At 72.3% G+C, this 22,199-nt stretch carries 22 protein-coding genes and 1 pseudogene; 14 read left to right on the plus strand and 9 right to left on the minus strand.

The window, feature by feature from the left end:
- The first annotated feature begins 96 nt into the window (after positions 1-96).
- Positions 97-465 (plus strand): DUF6113 family protein, encoded by a 369-nt coding sequence (locus ACRAKF_RS25195; RefSeq protein WP_447042156.1) that lies wholly within the window; start codon positions 97-99, stop codon positions 463-465.
- A 164-nt stretch (positions 466-629) separates the two neighbouring features.
- Positions 630-2,828 carry a hypothetical protein gene (locus tag ACRAKF_RS25200; protein ID WP_447039772.1) on the plus strand — a complete coding sequence of 733 codons (2,199 nt, stop codon included), beginning with the start codon at positions 630-632 and terminating at the stop codon, positions 2,826-2,828.
- An 89-nt stretch (positions 2,829-2,917) separates the two neighbouring features.
- On the opposite strand, the gene ACRAKF_RS25205 is transcribed toward ACRAKF_RS25200, so the two are convergent.
- Genes ACRAKF_RS25205 through ACRAKF_RS25215 form a run of 3 tightly spaced genes read right to left on the minus strand, consistent with a single transcriptional unit; the run spans position 2,918 to position 5,730 of the window.
- The gene (locus ACRAKF_RS25205) at positions 2,918-3,772 is read right to left on the minus strand and encodes a transglutaminase-like domain-containing protein (protein ID WP_447039773.1); all 855 of its coding nucleotides are present in this window, start codon (positions 3,770-3,772) and stop codon (positions 2,918-2,920) included.
- A 47-nt stretch (positions 3,773-3,819) separates the two neighbouring features.
- Positions 3,820-4,668, minus strand: coding sequence for a transglutaminase family protein (locus ACRAKF_RS25210; RefSeq protein ID WP_447039774.1), 849 nt, complete (start codon positions 4,666-4,668; stop codon positions 3,820-3,822).
- Between the two features lie 60 nt (positions 4,669-4,728).
- Positions 4,729-5,730 (minus strand): GNAT family N-acetyltransferase, encoded by a 1,002-nt coding sequence (locus ACRAKF_RS25215; RefSeq protein ID WP_447039775.1) that lies wholly within the window; start codon positions 5,728-5,730, stop codon positions 4,729-4,731.
- A 143-nt stretch (positions 5,731-5,873) separates the two neighbouring features.
- On the opposite strand from ACRAKF_RS25215, the gene fdxA reads away from it, so the two are divergent.
- Positions 5,874-6,194, plus strand: a complete 321-nt coding sequence (gene fdxA / locus ACRAKF_RS25220) for a ferredoxin (RefSeq protein WP_030573070.1) — start codon at positions 5,874-5,876, stop codon at positions 6,192-6,194.
- Between the two features lie 92 nt (positions 6,195-6,286).
- Positions 6,287-7,405, plus strand: a complete 1,119-nt coding sequence (locus ACRAKF_RS25225; RefSeq protein WP_447039776.1) for a bifunctional succinyldiaminopimelate transaminase/glutamate-prephenate aminotransferase — start codon at positions 6,287-6,289, stop codon at positions 7,403-7,405.
- 76 nt (positions 7,406-7,481) lie between these two features.
- Here ACRAKF_RS25225 and ACRAKF_RS25230 read toward each other — a convergent pair whose 3' ends face one another.
- Positions 7,482-7,904, minus strand: coding sequence for an ATP-binding protein (locus ACRAKF_RS25230; RefSeq protein ID WP_447039778.1), 423 nt, complete (start codon positions 7,902-7,904; stop codon positions 7,482-7,484).
- Positions 7,905-8,229: 325 nt separating this feature from the next.
- Complete coding sequence (locus ACRAKF_RS25235) at positions 8,230-9,129, minus strand: heavy metal transporter (RefSeq protein ID WP_447039780.1); 900 nt, start codon at positions 9,127-9,129, stop codon at positions 8,230-8,232.
- Between the two features lie 62 nt (positions 9,130-9,191).
- Between ACRAKF_RS25235 and dapE the strand changes: the two genes are divergently transcribed.
- Positions 9,192-10,271 carry a succinyl-diaminopimelate desuccinylase gene (gene dapE, locus ACRAKF_RS25240; protein ID WP_447039781.1) on the plus strand — a complete coding sequence of 360 codons (1,080 nt, stop codon included), beginning with the start codon at positions 9,192-9,194 and terminating at the stop codon, positions 10,269-10,271.
- A 77-nt stretch (positions 10,272-10,348) separates the two neighbouring features.
- On the plus strand, positions 10,349-11,107 hold the full coding sequence (locus ACRAKF_RS25245) for an LOG family protein (protein WP_447039782.1): 759 nt from the start codon (positions 10,349-10,351) through the stop codon (positions 11,105-11,107).
- Positions 11,108-11,159: 52 nt separating this feature from the next.
- Here ACRAKF_RS25245 and folP read toward each other — a convergent pair whose 3' ends face one another.
- Entirely contained in the window at positions 11,160-12,020 is an 861-nt protein-coding gene (gene folP / locus ACRAKF_RS25250; RefSeq protein WP_447039783.1) for a dihydropteroate synthase, read from the minus strand.
- A 125-nt stretch (positions 12,021-12,145) separates the two neighbouring features.
- Here folP and ACRAKF_RS25255 point away from each other — a divergent pair.
- A pseudogene (locus ACRAKF_RS25255) lies at positions 12,146-12,478 on the plus strand (DivIVA domain-containing protein); the annotation flags it as partial.
- Positions 12,479-12,702: 224 nt separating this feature from the next.
- Positions 12,703-13,293, plus strand: a complete 591-nt coding sequence (locus ACRAKF_RS25260; protein WP_447039784.1) for a DNA-3-methyladenine glycosylase I — start codon at positions 12,703-12,705, stop codon at positions 13,291-13,293.
- 45 nt (positions 13,294-13,338) lie between these two features.
- On the opposite strand, the gene chcB is transcribed toward ACRAKF_RS25260, so the two are convergent.
- On the minus strand, positions 13,339-14,139 hold the full coding sequence (chcB, locus tag ACRAKF_RS25265) for a 2-cyclohexenylcarbonyl CoA isomerase (RefSeq protein ID WP_447039785.1): 801 nt from the start codon (positions 14,137-14,139) through the stop codon (positions 13,339-13,341).
- A 306-nt stretch (positions 14,140-14,445) separates the two neighbouring features.
- Between chcB and ACRAKF_RS25270 the strand changes: the two genes are divergently transcribed.
- Positions 14,446-14,613, plus strand: a complete 168-nt coding sequence (locus tag ACRAKF_RS25270; protein WP_003966491.1) for a DUF3117 domain-containing protein — start codon at positions 14,446-14,448, stop codon at positions 14,611-14,613.
- A 246-nt stretch (positions 14,614-14,859) separates the two neighbouring features.
- Here the strand turns inward: ACRAKF_RS25270 and ACRAKF_RS25275 are convergent, their stop codons facing one another.
- Complete coding sequence (locus ACRAKF_RS25275) at positions 14,860-15,558, minus strand: O-methyltransferase (protein ID WP_447042158.1); 699 nt, start codon at positions 15,556-15,558, stop codon at positions 14,860-14,862.
- 225 nt (positions 15,559-15,783) lie between these two features.
- Between ACRAKF_RS25275 and sigE the strand changes: the two genes are divergently transcribed.
- The 5 genes from sigE to ACRAKF_RS25300 all read left to right on the plus strand — a co-directional run bounded on the left by sigE (position 15,784) and on the right by ACRAKF_RS25300 (position 20,950).
- A complete protein-coding gene (gene sigE / locus ACRAKF_RS25280; RefSeq protein ID WP_447039787.1) occupies positions 15,784-16,515 on the plus strand; it encodes an RNA polymerase sigma factor SigE in 732 nt (243 codons plus the stop codon).
- A complete protein-coding gene (locus ACRAKF_RS25285) occupies positions 16,512-17,528 on the plus strand; it encodes a zf-HC2 domain-containing protein (RefSeq protein ID WP_447039788.1) in 1,017 nt (338 codons plus the stop codon). Before sigE ends, ACRAKF_RS25285 begins: the two co-directional genes overlap by 4 nt.
- Before the next feature lie 129 nt (positions 17,529-17,657).
- Complete coding sequence (locus ACRAKF_RS25290; RefSeq protein ID WP_447039789.1) at positions 17,658-19,493, plus strand: trypsin-like peptidase domain-containing protein; 1,836 nt, start codon at positions 17,658-17,660, stop codon at positions 19,491-19,493.
- 209 nt (positions 19,494-19,702) lie between these two features.
- Positions 19,703-20,161: a sec-independent translocase gene (locus ACRAKF_RS25295; protein WP_447039790.1), complete on the plus strand. Its 459-nt coding sequence runs from the start codon at positions 19,703-19,705 to the stop codon at positions 20,159-20,161.
- Between the two features lie 123 nt (positions 20,162-20,284).
- Complete coding sequence (locus ACRAKF_RS25300; RefSeq protein WP_447039792.1) at positions 20,285-20,950, plus strand: hypothetical protein; 666 nt, start codon at positions 20,285-20,287, stop codon at positions 20,948-20,950.
- A gap of 76 nt (positions 20,951-21,026) precedes the next feature.
- Here the strand turns inward: ACRAKF_RS25300 and ACRAKF_RS25305 are convergent, their stop codons facing one another.
- Positions 21,027-22,160 carry an Mrp/NBP35 family ATP-binding protein gene (locus ACRAKF_RS25305; RefSeq protein ID WP_447039793.1) on the minus strand — a complete coding sequence of 378 codons (1,134 nt, stop codon included), beginning with the start codon at positions 22,158-22,160 and terminating at the stop codon, positions 21,027-21,029.
- Positions 22,161-22,199 lie beyond the last annotated feature (39 nt).

Below are 22,199 nucleotides of genomic sequence, written 5' to 3' on the forward strand. Positions count from 1 at the left end.
AAGCGATCCAGGGCCTCCTCAGGGACCGGTGCGGGCTCCTCCAGGCCGACGCCGAGCCCCGCTCCCGCGCCCGCGGGCAGCTTCCTCGCGCAGCCGCTGCGGCTGGGTCGCGTCGCGGTCTACGCCGGTCTCTTCGTCTTCGGCGCCGTCATCGGCGTGGCGGGAGCGCTCGTCCAAGGCGGCTTCTTCCCCGCCGGGTTGCTGCTCTCGCTCGTGGGTGCCGCGGGGGCCTTCTACGGAGGGGCGCGGGCGGTCGGCACCAAGGCGGGGGCGGTGGCGCCCGCCGCGGGCTGGCTGGTGGCGGTCATGCTGCTCACCGCGAGCAGACCCGAGGGGGACTTCCTCTTCGGCGCGGGTCTCGGCAGCTACGCCTACCTGCTCGGCGGGATGGCCGTGGCTGTGATGTGTGCCACGCTCGGCCGAGGGCCGCAACCGGGCGGGTCCACCGCCCGACTTGGCAAGTGACGTACCACTTCGGACCGTGTTCCGCACGGGTTTGACGCCGGGCACAGAATGAGCGCCGACGGCGGACAGTATGGTGGTGCGGCCGCCGAGCCTCCCCCACCTCCGGCCTGGGGGACCCCGGATGAGGTCGAGACGGGCGGCGGAGTCAACCAGGAGAACCTGCCTTGAGTCGTGAAAATGACAGTTCGTCCGCCGGGCCCCAGGGGCGCGGTGGAGCCGCATACCCCTCGGGGACGCCGCCGTACGGCTCCCCGGCGCAGGGCGCTGCCGACGGCGGCCCGGACAGAGGGCGGCGGCAGGCCGCCGACGAGCGGCCCGAGGAGCCCGAGACCCAGACCACGCTGACCACCCGCATCCGGATCAACATCCCCGGTTCGCGGCCGATCCCGCCGGTCGTCATGCGTACACCCGTCGGCGACGACGGCTCGCGCGGCGACGCGCCGGACGACGGCGGCCGACGTGACGGCGCGGCACCCGGTGCGCCTGGTGCGTCCGGTGCGCCTGGTGGGCCCGGTGCGTCCGGTGCGGGACAGGCTTCCTCCACCGGTGTCGGATCGCAGGGCTCCGGTTCCGCTTCGGGTTCCGGCAGCGGTGCCCGGTCCGCCGCGGGCGAGGGCGGCCCCGGCTCGTCCGGTACGGGCCCCACCGGCTCGGCCGGCCCCACCGGCTCGGCCGGCCCCACCGGCTCGGCCGGCTCGGGCGAGGAGAAGACGAGCGACTGGTTCGCGCCCCGCAAGTCCGCGCCCGCCCCCAGCGGCGGCCAGGCCAACGTCGGCCCGTCGGCCCCCGCTTCAGGAGCCCCCGGCGGCCCCGGCGGCCCCGGAGCCTCCCGAGGCCCCCAGAGCGGCCCCGGTGGCGCCCAGGGCGGCCCCAGCGCCCCACAGGGCGGTCCCAGTGGCCCCGCGGGCCCCACCAGCCCCGGCAGGAACGGTTCCGGTACGGGCTCCTTCGACGTGTCGGGCGCCGTGGCGTCGGGCCCGCTCGGCGCGGGCGTCCCGCAGGGCGGCGACTCCACCCGCGGCGACCTGCCCTACTTCTCCGGCGGCCCCGCGGGACCGACCGGCGGCCCTGTCACGGGCGACGGCCCGATGGCGCCGCCCCCGGGAGCCGGCCGGCCCTCGCCGCCCGGCGGCCCCGGCAACCCGGCGGGCGCCGCGCCGCGTTCGCCCGCCATGGGCGACGACACCGCGATCCTCACCCCGCAGAAGTCCGGTCCCGCCGCGCCGCCGCCCGGCGGCAACGTCTCCGGCGAGACGCTGACCAGCGGCATCCCCGTCGTGCCGCCGACGCAGGGCGACTCCCCGTTCCCGCCGGGCCCCGGCGCCGACGGTGCGATGGCGCACACCCCGCCGAAGCTGCCCGAGCCGGTGCGCTCCGACGTACCGTCCGCCCCGGCGCCAGCGGCCAAGAAGAAGAAGGGCCGCAGCAAGCTGGTCCTCCTCGCGGTCGCCGTGGTCGTCGTGGCCTGCGGGGCGTACGGCGCGGGCCTGTTGATGAACCACGCCGACGTGCCGAAGGGCACCACGGTGCTCGGCGTCGACATCGGCGGCGGCACCCGTGACGAGGCCGTCAACAAGCTCGACCAGGCCATCGGCGAGCGCGTGGCCAAGCCCCTGAAGCTGTCGGTGGACGGTACGGAGGTCACGCTCAAGCCGGACCAGGCGGGGCTGACCCTCGACAGCCAGGCCACCGTCAGGGAGGCCGCGGGCAGCGACTACAACCCCGTCTCGGTGGTCGGTTCGCTGATCGGCGGCGAGCGCGTCGTCGAGCCCGTCATGCCCGTCGACGAGGAGAAGCTGGCGGCCGCCCTGGAGCGCGCCGCGGGCGGCTCGGGATCGGCGAAGGAGGGCTCGGTCGAGTTCGTGCCCGGCAAGGCCGTGCCCGTCTACGGCAAGGTCGGCAAGGGCATCGACGCCCAGGCGTCCACCAAGGCCGTCGCGGAGGCCTACAAGAAGCAGGTCGAGACGGGCAGCGCGGGCACGGTCCAGGTGCCGGTGACCACGCGGAAGCCGACGGTCTCCAAGGCCGAGGTCGACAAGTTCATGACCCGGTTCGCCAGGCCTGCGATGTCCGCCAACGTCACCATCAAGGCGGGCGACAAGTCGATCCCGTTCGGCCCGGAGAAGTCGCTCCCGAAGATCCTGGAGACCAGGGTCGTCAAGGGCGGCACTCTGGAGGTGCACTACAACACGGCCGAGCTGGAGAAGCTCTACGGCAACGTCTTCGACGGGGTCCTGATCCAGCGCGGCAACGGCGACAAGACGCCGGTCCAGCCGACCGACGTCGCCCAGGCGATGGGCAAGGCACTCGTCGGCAAGACGCCCGCCGAGCGGATCGGCGTGATCGAGACGAACGCGAGCTGATCCTCGTAGGCACCCGGAGGCCGGGCACCCCATCCACGCGGGGCGCCCGGCCTCCGGCATGAATCCGCACCTGCTTCTCCACGGCAAGCTCAGTTCAGCCGGGCGCGGGCCATCTGTGCCTGGTGCCGGGCCCGGTCCGCCGTCGCCGTGTCCGTACCGGCCACCTCGTCGGCGTAGGTGTCCAGCTCGCGGGCGCCGATGGCGAAGTCCCCCTTCTGTACGAGGAGCTGGGCGCGCTCGAAGCGCAGCCGGGGCGGCGGCGACGGCAGGAGCAGACAGAGGTCCAGCGCCCACAGGGAGACGTCGCAGCGCTCGGGGCGGGGCGCGGCCCAGGCGCGGATGTTGTCGAGGACCCGCCGCACGATGTCCAGCGTGTCCGCGGGGACCAGCATGGACGGCGCGAGGGGCGCCCCGGTGGCCGCCGCCACGAGCAGCTCGGCGTCCGTGCCCGTCAGGACCCGGCCGCCCGCGAAGGGGTCGGCGAGCACCTGGCCGTCCGGCGGACCGAAGCCGACCACGAAGTGGCCGGGCAGGGCGATGCCGTGGACCGTGGCGCCCGCGCGCCGCGCCACCTCGACCCAGAGCACCGAGAGCAGGATCGGCAGGCCCCTGTGGCGCCGCAGGACCTGGTGCAGCAGGGCGGACTCCAGGCGCTGGTAGTCGCCGGGTCTGCCCCGGAACCCGCAGCGCCCGCCGAGGAGTTCCCCGACGGCCGCGGCCCACGCCCGCGGGGTGCCGGGAGGGCCGCCGCCGCTGCCGAGCGCGGCCTGCTCGGCGAGACGGTCGAGCAGCCGCCGCGCCATGTCGATCCCCTCCTGGTCGAGGGAGGGGTCCACCTCCGTGCCGATCAGCAGGCACAGCAGCGCGAGGTCGGGGCGCGGGGCCCCGGCCTCGGCCGCGAACAGCCGTCGCCACTCGGTGGTTCCGGGGGTTCGGGAACGCATACGTCCGTGGTGCCCGCCCGGCCCGATCGCTTACCGCCCCGAAGGACTCAGTTCAGCATGGCCCTGGCCGCCCGTGCCTGCTGGCGCACCCGCTCGGCGGTGGTCGGCTCCACCGCCGTCACCACATCGGCGTACTCGTCCAGCTCCGCCGCGCCGCCGAGGAAGTCGCCCCGCTGTACGAGGAGTTGGGCCCGCTCGTAGCGCAGGCGGGCGGGGTGTGCCGGCAGCAGCAGGGACAGGTCGAGCGCCCACAGCGCGACCTCCGAGCGCTCGGGGCGTGCGGCCGTCCAGGCGCGGATGTTGTTCAGGATGCGCTGCACGATGTTCAGCGGGTCGGCGGGTGCCAGCATCGAGGGCTGCACCCCGGTCCCCGCGGTCCCCGCCACGAGGAGCTCCGCGTCCTGCCGGGTCAGGATGCGCCCGCCGTCGAACGGATCGGCGAGCACCTGCTCGTCGCGCGGCCCGAAGCCGACCACGAAGTGACCGGGCAGCGCCACGCCGTACACGGGGGCGCCGGCGCGCCGCGCCACCTCCATCCACACCACGGACAGCAGGATCGGCAGCCCCTTGCGGCGCCGCAGGACCAGGTGCAGCAGGGAGGAGTCCAGGCGCTGGTAGTCACCCGGCGTCCCCTGGAAGCCGCACTGCTCACCCAGGAGCTCGGCGAGCGCCGTCGCCCAGGCGCGGGGTCCGCCGGGGCGGAAGGGCAGCAGGCCCGCCAGCCGGTCGAGTTCGATCTCGGCGGCGTCGATCCCCTCCTGGCCGAGCGAGGGGTCCGCCTCCGTGCCGATCAGCAGACACAGCAGGGCCAGATCGGGCCGTTCGGACCGTACCTCCTCGGCGAACCGCCGCCGCCATTCGCCGGACTCCGCGTGCATACGTGCCTCGTGTCTCATGCCCTGGTCGGGCGCTGTTGCCGTGTGCCGTGCCGTGCTGCCGGGCCACGCGCCTACCGTTCAGGCCCGTGCGTGCCGGTAGTGGTGGTACGTGTGATGCGCCGCGAAGCCCATCCCGCCGTACAGCGCCCGCGCGCCGTCGTTGCCGTTCTCGACCTGCAACCAGGCCGCCGACGCGCCGTCGGACAGGGCCTGCCGGGCCAGTGCGGCCATCACCGAGGTGGCGAGCCCCTGCCTGCGGCACCCGGGATCCACCTCGACCGCCATGAATCCCGCCCAGCGCCCGTCGACCACGCACCGGCCGATGGCTGCCGGGGCGTCACCGCTCCCGGGCACGGAAGCGAACCACACCGAGGGCCCGCTCGCCAGCACCTTGCGCACATGCGGCCCGGTGACCGCGGCCCGCCCGTACCGCCGCAGCCATCCCTCGTCGCAGGAACGCGAGAGTTCCACGCGCGCCACATCCGCGTCCAGGTCCCCGACCGGGGCGAGCGCGCCGATGTGCAGCTCCGCGCTGACCTCGCGCTCCCAGCCCCGCTCCGCCAGTTCCGCGCAGAGCACTTCCTGGGTGCCCTCGGCGCCGGTCGCCGTCTGGATGTACGCGGGCAGGCCGCGCGCCCCGTACCACTCCCGCACCCCGCGCAGCGCCTCGTCGAGGGGCCGCCCGGGATCGCCGAGCGGCAGCGCCGAGTTGGCCCGCCGCGTGAACCCGGCGGCGGCCCGCAGCTCCCAGTCGCCCAGCGGCTCGCTCTCCACCGGCTGCCAGGCGCGCGCGGACACCCGCGCCAGCTCCTCGTACGAGGCGGCGGGGCCGCGCCTGCGGGCCGGCGCCGTCGGTACGACCTTGCCCGCGACCAGGGTGTTCTGCGCGATTCGGACGCTTTCACCGGTCCTTCGTGTGATGAGCAGCACACCGTTGTCCCACGATGTGAGAACACCCACCGTGTCGGTGAATCTGTCGCCGCGCTCACCGGCATCGCTCCGACGCCGGACTGATACACGTTTGCCCACGTCAGCGGGGGTTACGCGGACCTCAAGTCGTCCGCCCGCAGTGAATTCCACGGCTTCTCGCGCCCCTCCTGTTCGGATCATGCCCAGGAACGGAGATACTAGGTGCGGGCATCGACGACGCCGCGCTCCCGCGCGCCAGGCGAGCGGAGCCTGAGGACGGCCCGCCAACGCCCGTATCGAGGAGGAACGACAGCGTGACCTACGTCATCGCGCAGCCTTGTGTCGACGTCAAGGACAAGGCGTGCATCGAGGAGTGCCCGGTCGACTGCATTTACGAGGGCTCCCGGTCCTTGTACATCCACCCGGACGAATGCGTCGACTGCGGAGCCTGCGAACCGGTCTGCCCGGTCGAGGCGATCTTCTACGAGGACGACACTCCTGAGGAGTGGAAGGACTACTACAAGGCGAACGTCGAGTTCTTCGACGAGCTGGGTTCTCCCGGCGGCGCGAGCAAGCTCGGCCTGATCGAGCGCGACCACGCCTTCATCGCCGCACTGCCGCCGCAGAACCAGTAACGGCGGCTCGAAGCGCCGCCCCGGTCCCGTACGGCAGGTCCTGCGTACGGGACCGGGGCGTTTGTCCATCCACGCAAGCCGGGAGTCAGTACGTGTCCGCAGTTTCCGACCGCCTTCCCACCTTCCCCTGGGACAAGCTGGAGCCCTACAAGGCCACGGCGGCCGCCCACCCCGGCGGCATCGTCGACCTGTCGGTGGGCACGCCGGTCGACCCGGTGCCCGAGCTGATCCAGAAAGCGCTGATCGCGGCGGCGGACTCGCCGGGCTATCCCACGGTGTGGGGCACGCCCGAGCTGCGTGACGCGCTCACCGGCTGGTGCGAGCGGCGCCTGGGAGCGGTGGGCTTCACGCACCGCAACGTACTGCCGGTCGTCGGCTCCAAGGAGCTCGTGGCCTGGCTCCCGACCCAGCTCGGCCTCGGCCCGGGCGACGTCGTCGCCCACCCGCGGCTCGCCTACCCGACGTACGAGGTGGGCGCGCGCCTGGCCAGGGCCGATCACGTCTCGTACGACCCGGACGTGTTCGCGTCCGACGCCGCGGTGGCGGACCTCGACCCGGCCGGGATGAAGCTTCTCTGGCTCAACTCGCCCTCGAACCCGACCGGCCGCGTCCTCGGCGCGCAGGAGCTGACCCGGGCCGTGGCCTGGGCGCGTGAGCACGGTGTGCTGCTCGTCAGCGACGAGTGCTACCTGGAGCTGGGCTGGGAGGCCGATCCGGTCTCGGTCCTGCACCCGGACGTCTGCGGCGGCTCGTACGAGGGCCTCGTCGCCGTCCACTCGCTCTCGAAGCGCTCGAACCTCGCGGGCTACCGCGCCGCGTTCATCGCCGGTGACGCGGCCGTCCTCGGCGATCTGCTGCAGATCCGCAAGCACGGCGGCATGATGACGTCCGCGCCCACCCAGGCGGCCGTCGTGGCGGCGCTCGGCGACGACCAGCACGTGCGCGAGCAGCGCGAGCGGTACGCGGCCCGGCGCACCGCCCTGCGCGAAGCCCTGGTGAAGCATGGCTTCCGCATCGAGCACAGCGAGGCGAGCCTGTACCTGTGGGCCACGCGCGGGGAGTCCTGCTGGGACACCGTCGGCCATCTCGCGGCCCTGGGCGTCCTGGTGGCGCCCGGCGACTTCTACGGACCCGCGGGCGAGCAGTTCGTACGGGTGGCGCTGACGGCGACGGACGAGCGGGTGGCGGCCGCGGTCGAACGCCTGGCGTGACGCCAGGACCGGCGACGGCATGACGGAAGGGCCCGGAGCCACTGGCTCCGGGCCCTTCCGTCATGGGGTCGAGCGATCAGCCGAGCGGCAGGCCCTGGGTCGGCAGCCCGTTCGTGGTCAGCGCGCTGGTGGGCAGCCCGTCCTTGGCGACCGTGCCCGCCGTGTCGCCGACGACCTCGCCCGCGGCGCCCGCGACGGTGCCGACGGCCTGCTGGGCGGCCGGGGTCGTCGTCTTGGCGCTCTTGCCGACGATCTTCGTGGCGGCGGGCACGGCCTTCTTCACGGCCTTGCTGCCGGCCTCACCGGCGAGGTTGCCGGTGCTCTGGGCGGCGCTGTCGACGGTGCCGCCGATGTTCGCGGTGTCCAGCGCGGTGAGCCCACCCAGGTCGGGCGCGGCGGGGAGGGCGCTTGCGGAGCCGGCCGCACCGACCACGGAAGCTGCTCCCGCAGCGCTGAGCAGCGCCGCGCGGGCGATCCGGCGGGTCAGGGGGAGGGACATGATGCTCCTTCAGACGGGAGAAGACGGTGAGGTGTCCGGCCGGATCGGCTCCGGCGTCCCACCGGATGGGTTCCGGCGCTCGGACGCTGTGAATACCGCTCCAAGCCCCGATTGGTTACGGCGGGCCAACGTAAAGAGTTGGCAATGCGTCGCATAATCAGCTCTGGACGAAGGAGGGCGAAGGGTCCACCTCTTGGGCCACCCGCAGAAACCTTCATGCCCTTGGCCCCCAGGGGTACGCGGGGAGAGAGGCCAGGTCGGGGGCGGGGTGGCCGCGTTTCGGCAAGGGGACGATCTCCGTCCTCCCACCGAGGGACGGGTCGCACTACTGCGCGGTGACGATCCGAACCCGGTCGGCGGCATCGGGGCCCGCGGCCTCGCCCGCCGGCACCTTGTGCCACGTACCCGAACCTCCGGCGCGCCACTCCCGCCCCGCGTACGAGACGCGCTCCACGCCCAGCGCCGACGACTGCGCCACCGCCCAGTGCGCCAGCTCCCAGCCGCGCCGCGGGGCCTCGCCGTCGGCCGCCGCGGCGGGCACGGGGACCGTCACCGTGCGGCCCCCCGCGGCCTCGGGGCGCACCTCGCGGCCGAAGTCACGCTCCAGCGCGGCCCGCACCTCCACGGGGCCGCCGGGCTCCGTGCCGGTACGGCCCTCGCAGCCGAACGTGCCCGGCGCGCGGCCGGTGAGCGCCGCGGCGAGCAGCACGGCGTCCGGCTCGTGCTTGGCGTAGGCCTGCGGAAAGCCGCTGCGCTGCACGCGCTGCGCGGCGACCGTGAGCGGCAGCCGCGAATAGCCGGGGACCTCGGCCAGATGCGCGTAGAAACGCGCCGCGGAGTAGGCCGGGTCCATGATCTGGCGTTCGTTGCCCCAGCCCTGCGTGGGGCGCTGCTGGAAGAGGCCGAGCGAATCGCGGTCGCCGAAGCGGATGTTGCGCAGGCCCGACTCCTGGAGGGCGGTCGCCAGGGCGATGGTCACGGCACGCTCGGGCATGCCGCGCGAGGTGCCGACGGCGGCGACCGTCGCGGCGTTCTCCGCCTGCTCGGCCGTGAACTCGTACGACGCGCCGTCGCCGTTGGCCGACACCACCGTGCACCGGGGGGAGGGCTTTCCGCCGTAGACGTACTGCACGGCGACATAGCCGGCGACGGCGAGCAGCACCGCGACCGCGGTTCCGATACGGGTGAGGCGGCCGCGCCGGGGGAGAGGGGGTGGCTCAGGCACGCGTCCAAGGTACTGGAGACCACCGACAGGCCGGTGCGCCCTCGGACGTTAGGGTCGTCCGCATGCCTCACACCCCGCTTGACCTCACGTTGGACGCCGCCGAGCTGACCGCCCGCCTTGTCGACTTCCCGTCGCCGAGCGGTTCCGAGACGGCCCTCGCCGACGCCATCGAGACGGCCCTGCGCGGCCTGCCGCACCTCACGGTCGACCGCCACGGCAACAACGTGGTGGCCCGCACGAACCTCGGCCGCGCGGAGCGGGTCGTCCTCGCCGGGCACATCGACACCGTGCCGATCGCGGACAACGTGCCCTCCCGCCTCGACGAGGACGGCGTCCTGTGGGGCTGCGGCACCTGTGACATGAAGTCGGGCGTCGCCGTGCAACTGCGCATCGCCCAGACCGTCACCGAGCCCAACCGCGACCTCACCTTCGTCTTCTACGACAACGAGGAGGTGGCCGCCCACCTGAACGGCCTCGGGCACGTCGCACAGGCGCACCCCGACTGGCTGGCGGGCGACTTCGCGGTCCTCCTGGAGCCGACCGACGGCCAGGTCGAGGGCGGCTGCCAGGGCACGCTGCGGGTCCTTCTGAAGACCAAGGGGGTGCGGGCGCACTCCGCGCGCGCGTGGATGGGCTCCAACGCCATCCACGCGGCCACCCCGATCCTCGTGAAGCTCGCCGCGTACGAGCCGCGCAAGCCGGTGGTGGACGGCCTGGAGTACCACGAGGGTCTCAACGCCGTCCGCATCGAGGGCGGCGTCGCCACCAACGTCATCCCCGACGAATGCACCGTCGTCGTCAATTTCCGCTACGCGCCCGACCGGAGCGAGGAGGACGCCCTCGCCTTCGTGCGCGACTACTTCGCGGACTGCGGCGTCGACGAGTTCATCGTCGACGACCACACGGGCGCCGCCCGCCCCGGCCTGGACCACCCGGCCGCCGCCGCGTTCATGGCGGCCGTCGGCGGCGAGGCCCGCCCCAAGTTCGGCTGGACGGACGTCTCCCGCTTCAGCGCGCTCGGCGTCCCCGCGGTCAACTTCAGCCCCGGGAACCCGCTGCTCGCCCACAAGGTCGACGAGCGCGTGCAGGCCTCGCTGATCCCCGAGGCGGAGGAGCGGCTGCGGAAGTGGCTGACGTCGTAGCCGGACATCCCGAGGTCCCTCGGAGGTAACCCGCGTAGACCTAGGCTGTGGTTCCGTACGCATGGAGGGAGCAGACGATGACCAACCAGGATGGCCCCGCTGCCGGAAATCGCCCCGGAGAGCAGCGGCTCGGCCCGGTCCTTCGCCGGCGGGACAAGGTGCAGGCCGGCACCACCGATCAGCGTCTCCTCGACTCCGAAGGCCCCTCCGAGTGGGTGCACACCGATCCCTGGCGGGTCCTGCGCATCCAGTCGGAGTTCATCGAGGGCTTCGGCGCACTCGCCGAACTGCCGCCCGCGATCAGCGTCTTCGGCTCGGCGCGCACCCCGGAGGACTCACCGGAGTACGCGGCGGGGGTGGAGATCGGCAGAGCCCTCGTGGAGGCCGGTTTCGCGGTCATCACGGGCGGCGGGCCCGGCGCGATGCAGGCCGCCAACCAGGGAGCCGTCGACGCCAAGGGCACCTCGGTCGGCCTCGGCATCGAGCTCCCCTTCGAGCAGGGGCTCAACCCGTATGTCGACATCGGCGTGAATTTCCGGTACTTCTTCGTCCGCAAGACGATGTTCGTGAAGTACGCGCAGGGCTTCGTGGTCCTGCCCGGCGGCCTCGGCACCATGGACGAGCTCTTCGAGGCACTCACGCTCGTCCAGACCCGCAAGGTCACGCGCTTCCCGATCGTCCTCTTCGGTACGCAGTACTGGGGCGGCCTGATCGACTGGCTGAAGAACACCGTCATCGCCCAGGGCAAGGCCTCCGAGGCCGACCTGCTCCTCTTCCACGTCACGGACGACGTGGACGAGGCCATCTCCCTGGTGACGAAGGAAGTCGGAAAGTAGGGCCCCGCGCGCGGGCGCCCGCCCGGGTTCCCGCGCGCGTGCCAACACCCGCTCAGGCCAGTCCGCGGCGGGCCACGGCGGGGGCGCGGTGCCCGGCGATCGTCGCCACCATGTCCAGCACCTGACGCGTCTCCGCGACCTCGTGGACGCGGTAGACCTGCGCGCCCAGCCAGGCGGAGACCGCCGTCGTCGCCAGGGTGCCGATGACGCGCTCCTTGACCGGCTTGTCCAGGGTCTCGCCCACGAAGTCCTTGTTGGAGAGCGAGACCAGGACCGGCCAGCCCGTCTCCACCATCTCGCCCAGCCTGCGGGTGGCCTCCAGGCTGTGCCGGGTGTTCTTGCCGAAGTCGTGCCCGGGGTCGATGAGGACCGACTCGCGGGGCACCCCGAGAGCGACCGCGCGCTCGGCAAGGCCGACCGTCACGCGCAGGATGTCGGCCATCACGTCCTCGTACACGACGCGGTGCGGCCTCGTGCGCGGCTCGGCCCCGCCCGCGTGCGTGCACACCAGCCCGGCCCCGTACCGCGCGGCGACCTCCGCGAGCTTGGCGTCGACACCGCCCCATGCGTCGTTGAGCAGATCGGCGCCCGCCTCGCAGACCGCCTCGCCGACGTCGTGCCGCCACGTGTCGACGCTGATCACCACCTCGGGAAAGCGTCTGCGCACCTCGGCGACGAAGCCGACCGTACGGCGCGCCTCCTCCTCGGCGGACACCTCGTCGCCGGGGCCCGCCTTGACGCCGCCGATGTCGATGATCGCGGCGCCCTCGGCCACCGCCTGCTCCACGCGGGCCAGGGCGGGCTCGTCCCGGAACGTCGCCCCCTGGTCGTAGAACGAGTCCGGTGTCCGGTTCACGATCGCCATGATCACCGGCTCGTGCGCGTCGAACTCGCGCCGTCCAAGCCTGAGCATCCCCTGTGGCCCTCCTGGGTCCTCGTCGCGGTTCGGCCGCCTGCGACCTTAACTGTCACAGCCGCATGGCACGATCGGACTCTGACACTTTCAGCATGGGCAGTCGAGCGTAGGGGCCTGAAGCCATGGTCTTGTTCTTGTTCCTGGTCATCGCCCTCGTCGTGGTGGTCGGAGCGGTGACCCTCGCCGTCGTGGGCGGCGGCGAGAGCGGCGCCCTGCCCGACGCCGCGCCCGAGCGCCTCACCGACCCGCTGCCCCCCGACCGGCCGCTGCGCCGCGCCGACGTCGACGCGATGCGCTTCCCCCTGACCCTGCGGGGGTACGAGATGGCGGACGTGGACGACGCCCTCAGCCGCCTCGGCGCGGAGCTGGCCGAGCGGGACGCCCGCATCGCCGAGCTGGAGGCGGCCCTGGCGGGCGCCCAGGCCACGGCGGTCGCGGGCCCGGCGCTCTTCGACGGGTACACACCACGCCGCTCCGACGCCGGACACGACTCGCATGGCACATCAGGCGGAAGGTCCGGCCACGGCGGGACGCCCGTGCGCGAAGAGAACCCCGTGTACGACGAGAAGCCCGTGCACCACCACGAGAACCCCATGTACGACGAGAACCCCGTCTACGAGTCGGCGCGGGACGACAAGTCCCCGCGGTCCGAGAAGCGGGACGAGAGGGACGACGACCAGTGAGCACCGATGCTGTCGCGGGGCCGGACGGCGGCCTGCGCTGCCCCTGGGGCCTCTCCACCGAGGACTACGTGCTGTACCACGACGCCGAATGGGGCCGGCCCGTCCGCGGTGACGACGCGCTGTACGAGAGGCTCAGCCTGGAGGCCTTCCAGTCGGGCCTGTCCTGGATCACGATCCTGCGCCGCCGCGAGGGCTTCCGCGCGGCCTTCGCGGGCTTCGACATCGCCTCGGTCGCGAAGTTCACCGACGAGGACCGGGAGCGGCTCCTCGCCGACGCGGGGATCATCCGCAACCGCGCCAAGATCGACGCGACGCTCGCCAACGCGCGCGTGCTCGCCGGCTGGTCCGAGGGTGAACTGGACGAGCTGATCTGGTCGTTCGCCCCCGACCCGGTCTCCAGGCCGGTCCCGAAGTCGCTCGCCGACGTCCCGGCGATCACTCCGGAGTCCACGGCTCTGTCCAAGGCCCTGAAGAAGCGCGGCATACGCTTCGTCGGCCCCACCACGGCGTACGCCCTGATGCAGGCCTGCGGCCTCGTGAACGACCACCTCGCGGACTGCGTGGCCCGAGAGACGCCGAGACCGTAGCGCCTGGTTACGTCAGCGGCCCGGAGGCGTCAGCGGCCCGGATCGTCAGCGGCCCAGATACTTCGGCTTCTCCTTGGCGATGAAGGCCTGGACGGCGATCGTGTGGTCCTCCGACGCGCCCGCCTTCGACTGGAGTTCGTCCTCCTTGTCCAGCGCCTCGTCCAGGGAGTGGTCCGCCGCGTAGGCGAGGGACTCCTTGAGCGCCGCGTAGGCGAGGGTCGGGCCCTCGGCCAGCGCGCGGGCCACCTTCTCGGCCTCGGCGGCGAGCTCGGCGGCGGGCACGACCTTGCCGGCGATGCCCAGGTCGTACGCCTCCTGCGCGGTGATGTTGCGCGGGAAGAGCAGCAGATCGGCGGCGCGGCCGGGGCCGACCACGCGCTGGAGCGTCCAGGAGATGCCCGAGTCGGCGGTGAGGGCGACCCCGGCGAAGGAGGTGTTGAACTTGGCGGTGTCGGCGACCACGCGGTAGTCGGCGGCGAGCGCGAAGCCGAGGCCGGCTCCGGCGGCGACGCCGTTGACCCCGGCCACGACGGGCTTCGGCATGCCCGCCAGCGCGCGGACTATGGGGTTGTAGTGCTCCTTGACGGTGCTCATCGTCTGGCCCGTACCGGCCTCGCGGTCCGCCATGAGCAGGCCGATGTGCTCCTTGAGGTCCTGGCCGACGCAGAAGGCGCGTCCGGTCGCGGTCAGCAGCACGGCGCGCACGGCGGGGTCGTCGGCGGCGGACCTGAGGGCGTCCCGCAGGGCGGCCTTGGCCTCCGCGTTCATGGCGTTCATGGCCTCGGGCCGGTTGATCGTGATCGTCGCGAGTCCGTCGCTGACTTCGTAGAGCACGCTGTCGGCCATGGTGAACCTTCCGCTCGTCCGGTACGTGGGTCTCAGCATGACGGAGATCATCGGCGTCCGGCATGAGGGCGGTTATGTGACCTGCGTCTAACAATTATGAGTCGCTGGGGCATGGGGAGTGGCGAAGTATCGCAGGCACATCGCCGAATTGGGTGGTTTTGCGGGTGCGCGTTGCACAAGCGATGCCGACCGATGTTGGTCATGGGGTCCCGCCATGCGGGATAATGGCCTGGAAGCAATATGTTCGATGCCGGTGACACCTGGGTTGTCGGCTGCGATGAGCTGGTTTCAGGAAGGGGAACGAGCATGGCGGCCATGAAGCCGCGGACGGGCGACGGCCCGCTCGAGGTGACCAAGGAGGGGCGGGGCATCGTCATGCGCGTTCCGCTCGAAGGCGGCGGACGACTTGTCGTCGAACTGACTCCGGACGAGGCCGACGCGCTCGGCGACGCCCTGAAGAAGGTCGTTGGCTGACGCGGAAGCGCGCCCAAACTTTTCACTGCCCCGGATCCCGAACGGATCCGGGGCAGTACTGTTTCCGGGCCCGGAACCCGAGCCGAGCGCTTTCCAAGGATGCGGGGAACTCCCCGACAGGCTTATGAGCAACAGCACGGAACTACGCGGCGGCGGGCTTTTTCGGGGGCGAGGGGAACGGAACCACGGGGCGAGCACTTTTCAGGAGGGCACCGCACCGCAAGGACCGCCCAGGCAAACGCAGCGCTACCGTTTGACCGCGCACAGCAATCCATCCCCCACCGGCAACAGCGACGGCACGAGCTCCGCACTCTCCCGCACGGTCCGCAGCAGATCACGGAGGCAGAGGACCTCGACGGGCTGCGGCCCGGAGTCCACGGTCCTGCCGTCCGCGAAAGCACCCTCGAAGCAGACGAGCCCGCCCGGCCGCAGCAGGCGCAACGATTCAGCGAGGTACTCCAGGGACTCCGTGCGGTCCCCGTCGCAGAACACGAGGTCGTAACCGCCGTCGGCGAGCCGCGGCAGCACATCCAGCGCCCGCCCCGGAATGAACCGCGCCCGGTTGCCCGCGAAACCCGCGGCACGGAAGGCCTCGCGGGCGAACTGCTGCCGCTCCGGCTCGGGATCGACCGTGGTGAGCACCCCGTCGGGCCGCATGCCGTGCAGCAGGTGGATGCCCGACACCCCGGTCCCGGTCCCGATTTCGGCCACTGCTTTCGCGTCAACCGTGGCGGCGAGCATCCGCAGCGCGGCGCCGGTGCCGGGCGACACCGAGGGCAGCCCCGTCTCCTGGGCCCGGTCACGGGCCCAGTGCAGCGCCTCGTCCTCGGCGACAAAGGCGTCGGCGAACGCCCAGCTCGTCTGCCGGTTGCCGGTAATGGCCCTCTCCTGTCCCCGTGGTTGCCTGGCCGTGACTGTATCCGTTGGTGCCGGGAACCCGCAGATGAGGCCAGGCGTTATGAGGGGGTGTGAGGACAGCGGGGGTCACGGATGGATCAAGACTTGAAGCGGGCGCGTCGAAGCGGCAGGACAACCGCTGAGAAGCCCGTACCAAATTCACGTAAAAACGCTTATCCGGAGCTAACGGGCGAGGTGGTTATGGTAGTGGCTCCACTGGACACCACCAGAGCCGACAGGGGAGGTGCGGCTGCGTCCGCGGATCGGGGAGGAGTGCTTCGGCGCTTTCTCGGATTGGCGGGTGAGCCGAAATCCGTGACCGACACCGCTGACCGCATCCGTGCCAACGACTCCGCTCAGACCGCGACCTTTGCCGCTGACGCGGAATCGCAGGCGTGGACTCCGCCCACCTGGGAGGAGATCGTCAGCACACACAGCGGCCGCGTGTACCGCCTGGCGTATCGCCTGACCGGCAATCAGCACGATGCCGAGGACCTCACCCAAGAGGTCTTCGTCCGTGTCTTCCGGTCGCTGTCGACGTACACCCCCGGCACGTTCGAGGGCTGGCTGCACCGCATCACCACGAACCTCTTCCTGGACATGGTGCGCCGCAAGCAGCGCATCCGCTTCGACGCCCTCGGGGACGACGCCGCGGAGCGCCTCCCCAGCCGCGAGCCGTCGCCGCAGCAGGTGTTCAACGACACGCACTTCGACGCCGACGTCCAGCAGGCGCTCGACACCCTCGCGCCCGAGTTCCGCGCCGCCGTGGTCCTCTGCGACATCGAGGGATTGTCGTACGAGGAGATCGCCGCGACCCTCGGCGTCAAGCTCGGCACGGTCCGCAGCCGTATCCACCGGGGCCGTTCCCAGCTCCGCAAGGCCCTCAAGCACCGCTCTCCCGAGGCTCGCGCGGAGCGCCGTGCGCTCGATGGCGACACCCCTGCCCTGCAAGCAGTGGGAGCTCCCGGAGCCGTGGCGCTGGGAGGAGGGGGCGCGACCGCGTGAGTGGATCACGGGCGAATCCCGCCGAGCGGCCCCTGGCCGGCGCGGAGCAGCATCTGGGAGACCGACTCGCCGCCCTGGTGGACGGTGAGTTGGGACATGACGCGCGCGAGCGCGTCCTCGCGCATCTGGCGACGTGTCCGATGTGCAAGACCGAGGCCGACGCGCAGCGTCGCCTGAAGAACGTCTTCGCGCAGGCGGCGCCGCCACCGCCCAGCGAGAGCTTCCTGGCCCGCCTCCAGGGCCTGCCCGCCGGTGGTGTCGAGCCGCCCGACGGTCCCAGACCCCCGGGTGGCGGAGCGGGCTTCGCCACCGGATCCAGCTCCACCGGGCTGCCGAGGACCGGGCTCTTCGGCGTGAACACGGAGTCCTTCGTGGGGTATGCCCCCTCGGGTGCCCATGCGACGGTGCTGCCCGGCGAGGGGCGCGGTTTCCGCATTCATGACGTCACCCGGCACGAGGGCGACCGCTCGGTCTGGCGCGGACGCCGCTTCGCGTTCGCCGCGGCCGGTGCGGTGTCGCTGGCCGCCATCGCGCTCGGCGGGGTCACGGCGGGCGCCCCCATCGACACGAGCGACACCAGGGCCGGCGGCTCCAAGGCCAACAGCAACGTCACCCCGCAGCGTCCCCAGGGCGCGGGCTCCTCCGCGGCATCCGACTCCGTGCGGCGCCGCGGGGCCGGTAATCCGCTGTCGGCGCAGGGCCAGCGTCCCGGTGCCCTGGCGGCGCCGGTCGCGCCCACCGAGGTGACGGGTCCGCTGCTGCCGGGGGCTGCCGGGCAGTCCCCGCGCTCACGGGCGTCGGCGTATGCCGTGACGGCACCGCTCCTGGCGGGCGCCGCCGCGGTCTCCCCGTTGATAACGCCGCCGCAGCCCGGCCACCGCGGTGCGACGCCGCCCGGTATCGAGGTGCCACCGGCGCTCAGGTCGGTGCAGGCGGAGGGCGCCGACCCGTCGAACACCACCTCGGCGATACCGGATTCGGGACCCTCGCGAGGCGTGGCCACGCTCCGCTGACGCGACGTGCCCTGCGCTCACGCACCAGAACCTGGTTGAATCGCGGTGGGCCGTGCCTGCCAGGAGCACTTGGCGGGCACGGAGTTGGATACGTATCGGCGTGCGCTGCGGGCCAGTTGTGGGGAGAGCATGGACGAGGGCAAGCCCACGAAGGCGAAATGGTGGAGCCGCCCCCGGCCGGAGACGCCGGGGGCCGCCCATCAGCCGCCGCAGCCGGGCGCTCCGGAGCAGGGCCTCGCCCCGGGCACCCCGGAGCAGCCTTCCGGCCAGGCCCCGGCCATCCCGGCGCAGGGCACACAATCGCCGCAGGCGCAGGCCTCGACGCCGACGACGCCGCCCACGGCCGAACAGCCGTACGCGCAGCCGCCGAGCGCCCGGACCCCGGCAGAGCAGCAACAGCCACAGCCACCGAGCGGCCGGACTCCGGCCGGGCAGCCGCAGCCACCGAGCGGCGGTCAGGGCCCTTCCGGGCAGCCGCAGCCGCAGCCGTATGCACAGCCCCTGCACGACCCGGACCCGTACAGCACGCCGCCCTACGGTGAGCCCGGCCCGTGGGCGCCCGCACCCCCCGTACAACACCCGATGGCGACGCCGGGCCACGGCACCCCGCTCCCCGCGGCCGTACACGGCGGTACGCCGGCGCATGGCACGCCCGGTCCCGTGCCCCCGCAGGGAGCCGCCCCGCCGCCCTACCAAGGCGCCCCGCAGCCAGTGCCGCCGCAGGCCGTGGCCCCGCAGGTCGCGCACTCGCAGGCCGTGGCCCCGCAGACCCCGCACCGTCAGCCGTACGACCCCTGGAACGCGCCGCTCCAGCAGACCGGGGCGCCGACCCCGGAGGCCGAGGAGAAGAAGCGCAAGCGGATGCGGCGGGTGCTGCTCGTCGGGATCATGGTGATCACCCTCGTGTCCGGCGGCATCGGCGGCGCGATCGGCGCCTACGTGGAGCGCAACGGCGGCGTCGGCGACATCGAGCTCGACCAGGCCGGCACCGAGTCCAAGGACCGCCCCAAGGGCAGCGTGGCCGGGATCGCCGCCGCGGCCCTGCCCGGCGTGGTCACCCTGCACGTCCGCGGCGACTCGGCGCAGGGCACGGGCACCGGCTTCGTCCTCGACGGCAAGGGCCACATCCTCACCAACAACCACGTCGTCGAGCCCGCGGGCACGGACGGCGAGATATCGGTGACCTTCAGCGGCGGCGAGACCGCCAAGGCGAAGCTCATCGGCCACGACTCCGGCTACGACCTGGCGGTCGTCAAGGTCTCGGGCGTCCGGGGCCTGAAGCCGCTGCGCCTCGGCAACTCCGAGAACGTCCAGGTCGGCGACCCGGTCGTGGCGATCGGCGCCCCCTTCGACCTGGCGAACACGGTGACCTCCGGGATCATCAGCGCCAAGGAGCGGCCCATCACCGCGGGCGGCGAGAAGGGCGACGGCAGCGACACCTCGTACGTGGACGCCCTACAGACCGACGCGCCGATAAACCCGGGCAACTCGGGCGGTCCGCTGGTCGACTCGAAGGCGCGCGTCATCGGTATCAACAGCGCCATCCGCTCGGCCGGCGACGGTGCGGAGAAGGGCGGCGGCCAGGAGGGCTCCATCGGCCTCGGCTTCGCCATACCCATCAACCAGGGCAAGCGCGTGGCCGAGGAGCTGATCAACTTCGGCCGGGCGACCCACCCCGTGATCGGGGTCACGCTCGACACCGAGTTCACCGGCGACGGCGCCCGCATCGCGGACAAGGGCCAGAACGGCGGCCCCTCCGTCAGCGAGAACGGCCCCGGCGAGAAGGCAGGGCTCAAGCCGGGCGACGTCATCACCGAGGTGGACGGCAGTGCCGTGCACTCCAGCGACGAACTGATCGTCAAGGTCCGCGCGCACCGGCCCAAGGACCGCCTCGACCTCACGGTCGAGCGCGACGGCCGCGACCGCGAGGTGACCCTGGTCCTCGGCGCGGCCGACGGGGACTGACCCGATGAATGACCGACCAGTCGGGGAACGACCGAAAGAGGTAAGCGACCGAAAGACGTAAAGGACCGAAGACGTAAAGGACCGGTCATGTGTGATCCGGGTTGTCGTGCAGCGGCTACCGGACGGACATGGGCGGCGGGTACCGTGGTCACGGTCCAGACCTCGGACGACGACCTGTGGCGGCCTGAGGACATCGCAAGGAGCTCAAGGTGTTCAATGACATTGGCGCACTCGAGATAGTGGCGCTGGTCGTCCTCGCCGTGCTCATCTTCGGTCCCGACAAGCTGCCGAAGGTCATCCAGGACGTCTCCCGAACGATCCGCAAGATCCGGGAGTTCTCGGACAGCGCGAAGGCGGACATCCGGCAGGAGCTGGGCCCGGAGTTCAAGGACTTCGAGTTCGACGACCTGAACCCGAAGAAGTTCATCCGCAAGCAGCTCGACAACGACGAGCTCGGGCTCAAGGAAATCCGCAACGGCTTCGACCTGAAGAAGGAGATGAACGAGGTCGCGGACGCCGTGCACGGCCGCGACAGCGACTCGTCCGACTCCGGTTCGGCCTCCTCGGAGGCCGCCGCCTCACCCTCCGGCACCCGCGTGGACATGCAGAAGAAGCCCGCGAACCCCGCCTCCGGCGACCGTCCGCCGTTCGACGCGGACGCCACCTGAGGCCTCGCCTGAACCATCGCCGCCCACCGGTGTGGCTATCCTGCCTTGTTGTTGTCCGGCGTGAGGACGTCCGAGGGGGGCGGGCCGCTCCGGACCCACGAGAGCGAGGAGGCGGCCGGGTACATGGAGACGACAGGTCGGGTGGGCACAAAGGCGGCGGCCGGGGACGGCGCCGTACAAGCGGTGTCCTCCGCCCGGCGTACGGTCGACGGCTACCTGCTGGCGCCCTTTCCCTGGTACGGCCTCGACGAGGCCTTCACGGGACCGCGCTGGCTGATGCAGGTCGGCGCGACGGCGGACGGCGCGGTGGAGCATGGTTCGATCGGCCACGGCGAGGAGCCGTCGGTCCGCGGTGAGGGAACCATCGGCAACAGCGACAACGAGCGCTTCGCGGTCGTGGTGACCGTCGCGGCCAACCCGGTGCGGCGCACCGCCGACGGCGGCGTCCTGGAGGCCACGTCGGTCTCGTCGGCGGCCTGGCTCGCCGGGGTCGGCCTGCTGTCGTACACCTGGCCGAGCCAGATGGACCACACGCTGCGTGACGACTGGCTCGACCAGCAGACCGAGACGGCGTGGGTCCTCGCGGACGATCTGGAGGGCGCGGACTGGTCGTCGCTCTCCCTGCCGGTGGACGGCGTCCCCACGCCCTTCCACTACCGCGAGTCCGAGTACGGATGGGTGCTCGCGGGCTCCACGGAGGAGGGCGTGCACCTCGGCGCGTACGGGCGCGGCATGAGCCCGTACGGCCTCGGCTTCTCCGTGATCAAGGACATCGGCGCGTACGCCTAGGCGGCGACGAGGAGCCGGCCTTTCGTGGGGCGCCCTCCGGGCGCCCCACTCAGGGCATCCAGAACGTGCAGGGCATCTAGAACTTGTTGCGCGGCGTGATTCCCAGCGACATGCCCGACAGGCCGCGCTGGCGGCCGCTCAGCTTGTCGGCGATGGAGCGCAGGGCCGCGCCCGCGGCGGAGTCCGGGTCGGTCAGGACGACCGGCTTGCCCTCGTCGCCGCCCTCGCGGAGACGGACGTCGATCGGGATGGAGCCGAGGACCGGCACGGTGGCGCCCGTCGTCCTCGTGAGGCCCTCGGCGACCCGCTGGCCGCCGCCCGAGCCGAACACGTCGACCATCTCGTCGCAGTGCGGACAGGGCATCCCCGACATGTTCTCCACCACGCCCACGATCTTCTGGTGGGTCTGTACGGCGATGGAGCCGGCCCGCTCGGCGACCTCGGCCGCCGCCTGCTGAGGCGTCGTGACGACGAGGATCTCGGCGTTCGGGACGAGCTGCGCCACGGAGATCGCGATGTCGCCCGTGCCCGGCGGCAGGTCGAGGAGCAGGACGTCCAGGTCACCCCAGTAGACATCGGCGAGGAACTGCTGGAGGGCGCGGTGCAGCATCGGGCCGCGCCAGACGACCGGCGCGTTGCCGGGGGTGAACATGCCGATGGAGATGACCTTCACGCCGTGCGCCGACGGCGGCATGATCATGTTCTCGACCTGGGTCGGCTTGCCGTCGGCGCCCAGCATGCGCGGCACGGAGTGGCCGTAGATGTCCGCGTCCACGACGCCGACCTTGAGGCCGTCGGCGGCCATCGCGGCCGCGAGGTTCACCGTGACCGAGGACTTGCCGACGCCGCCCTTGCCGGACGCGACGGCGTAGACACGGGTCAGCGAGCCGGGCTTGGCGAAGGGCACCTCGCGCTCGGCGGTGCCGCCGCGCAGCGCGGACGCCAGCTCCTTGCGCTGCTCGTCGCTCATCACGTCGAGCGTGACGTCCACCCGCGTGACGCCCTCGACGGCGGCGACCGCGTCCGTCACGTTGTTGGTGATCGTCTCGCGCATCGGGCAGCCGGAGACCGTCAGGTACACGGTGACGGCCACCGCCCCGTCAGCGGAGATGTCAACCGATTTGACCATCCCCAGCTCGGTGATGGGTCGGTGGATCTCGGGGTCGTTCACCGTCGCCAGTGCTTCACGCACCGCGTCTTCCGTAGCCATGCAATTGATAGTACGGCGCGGTAACCCCCGGCGGGGAAG

This window comes from Streptomyces sp. DSM 118878, assembly GCF_052936595.1.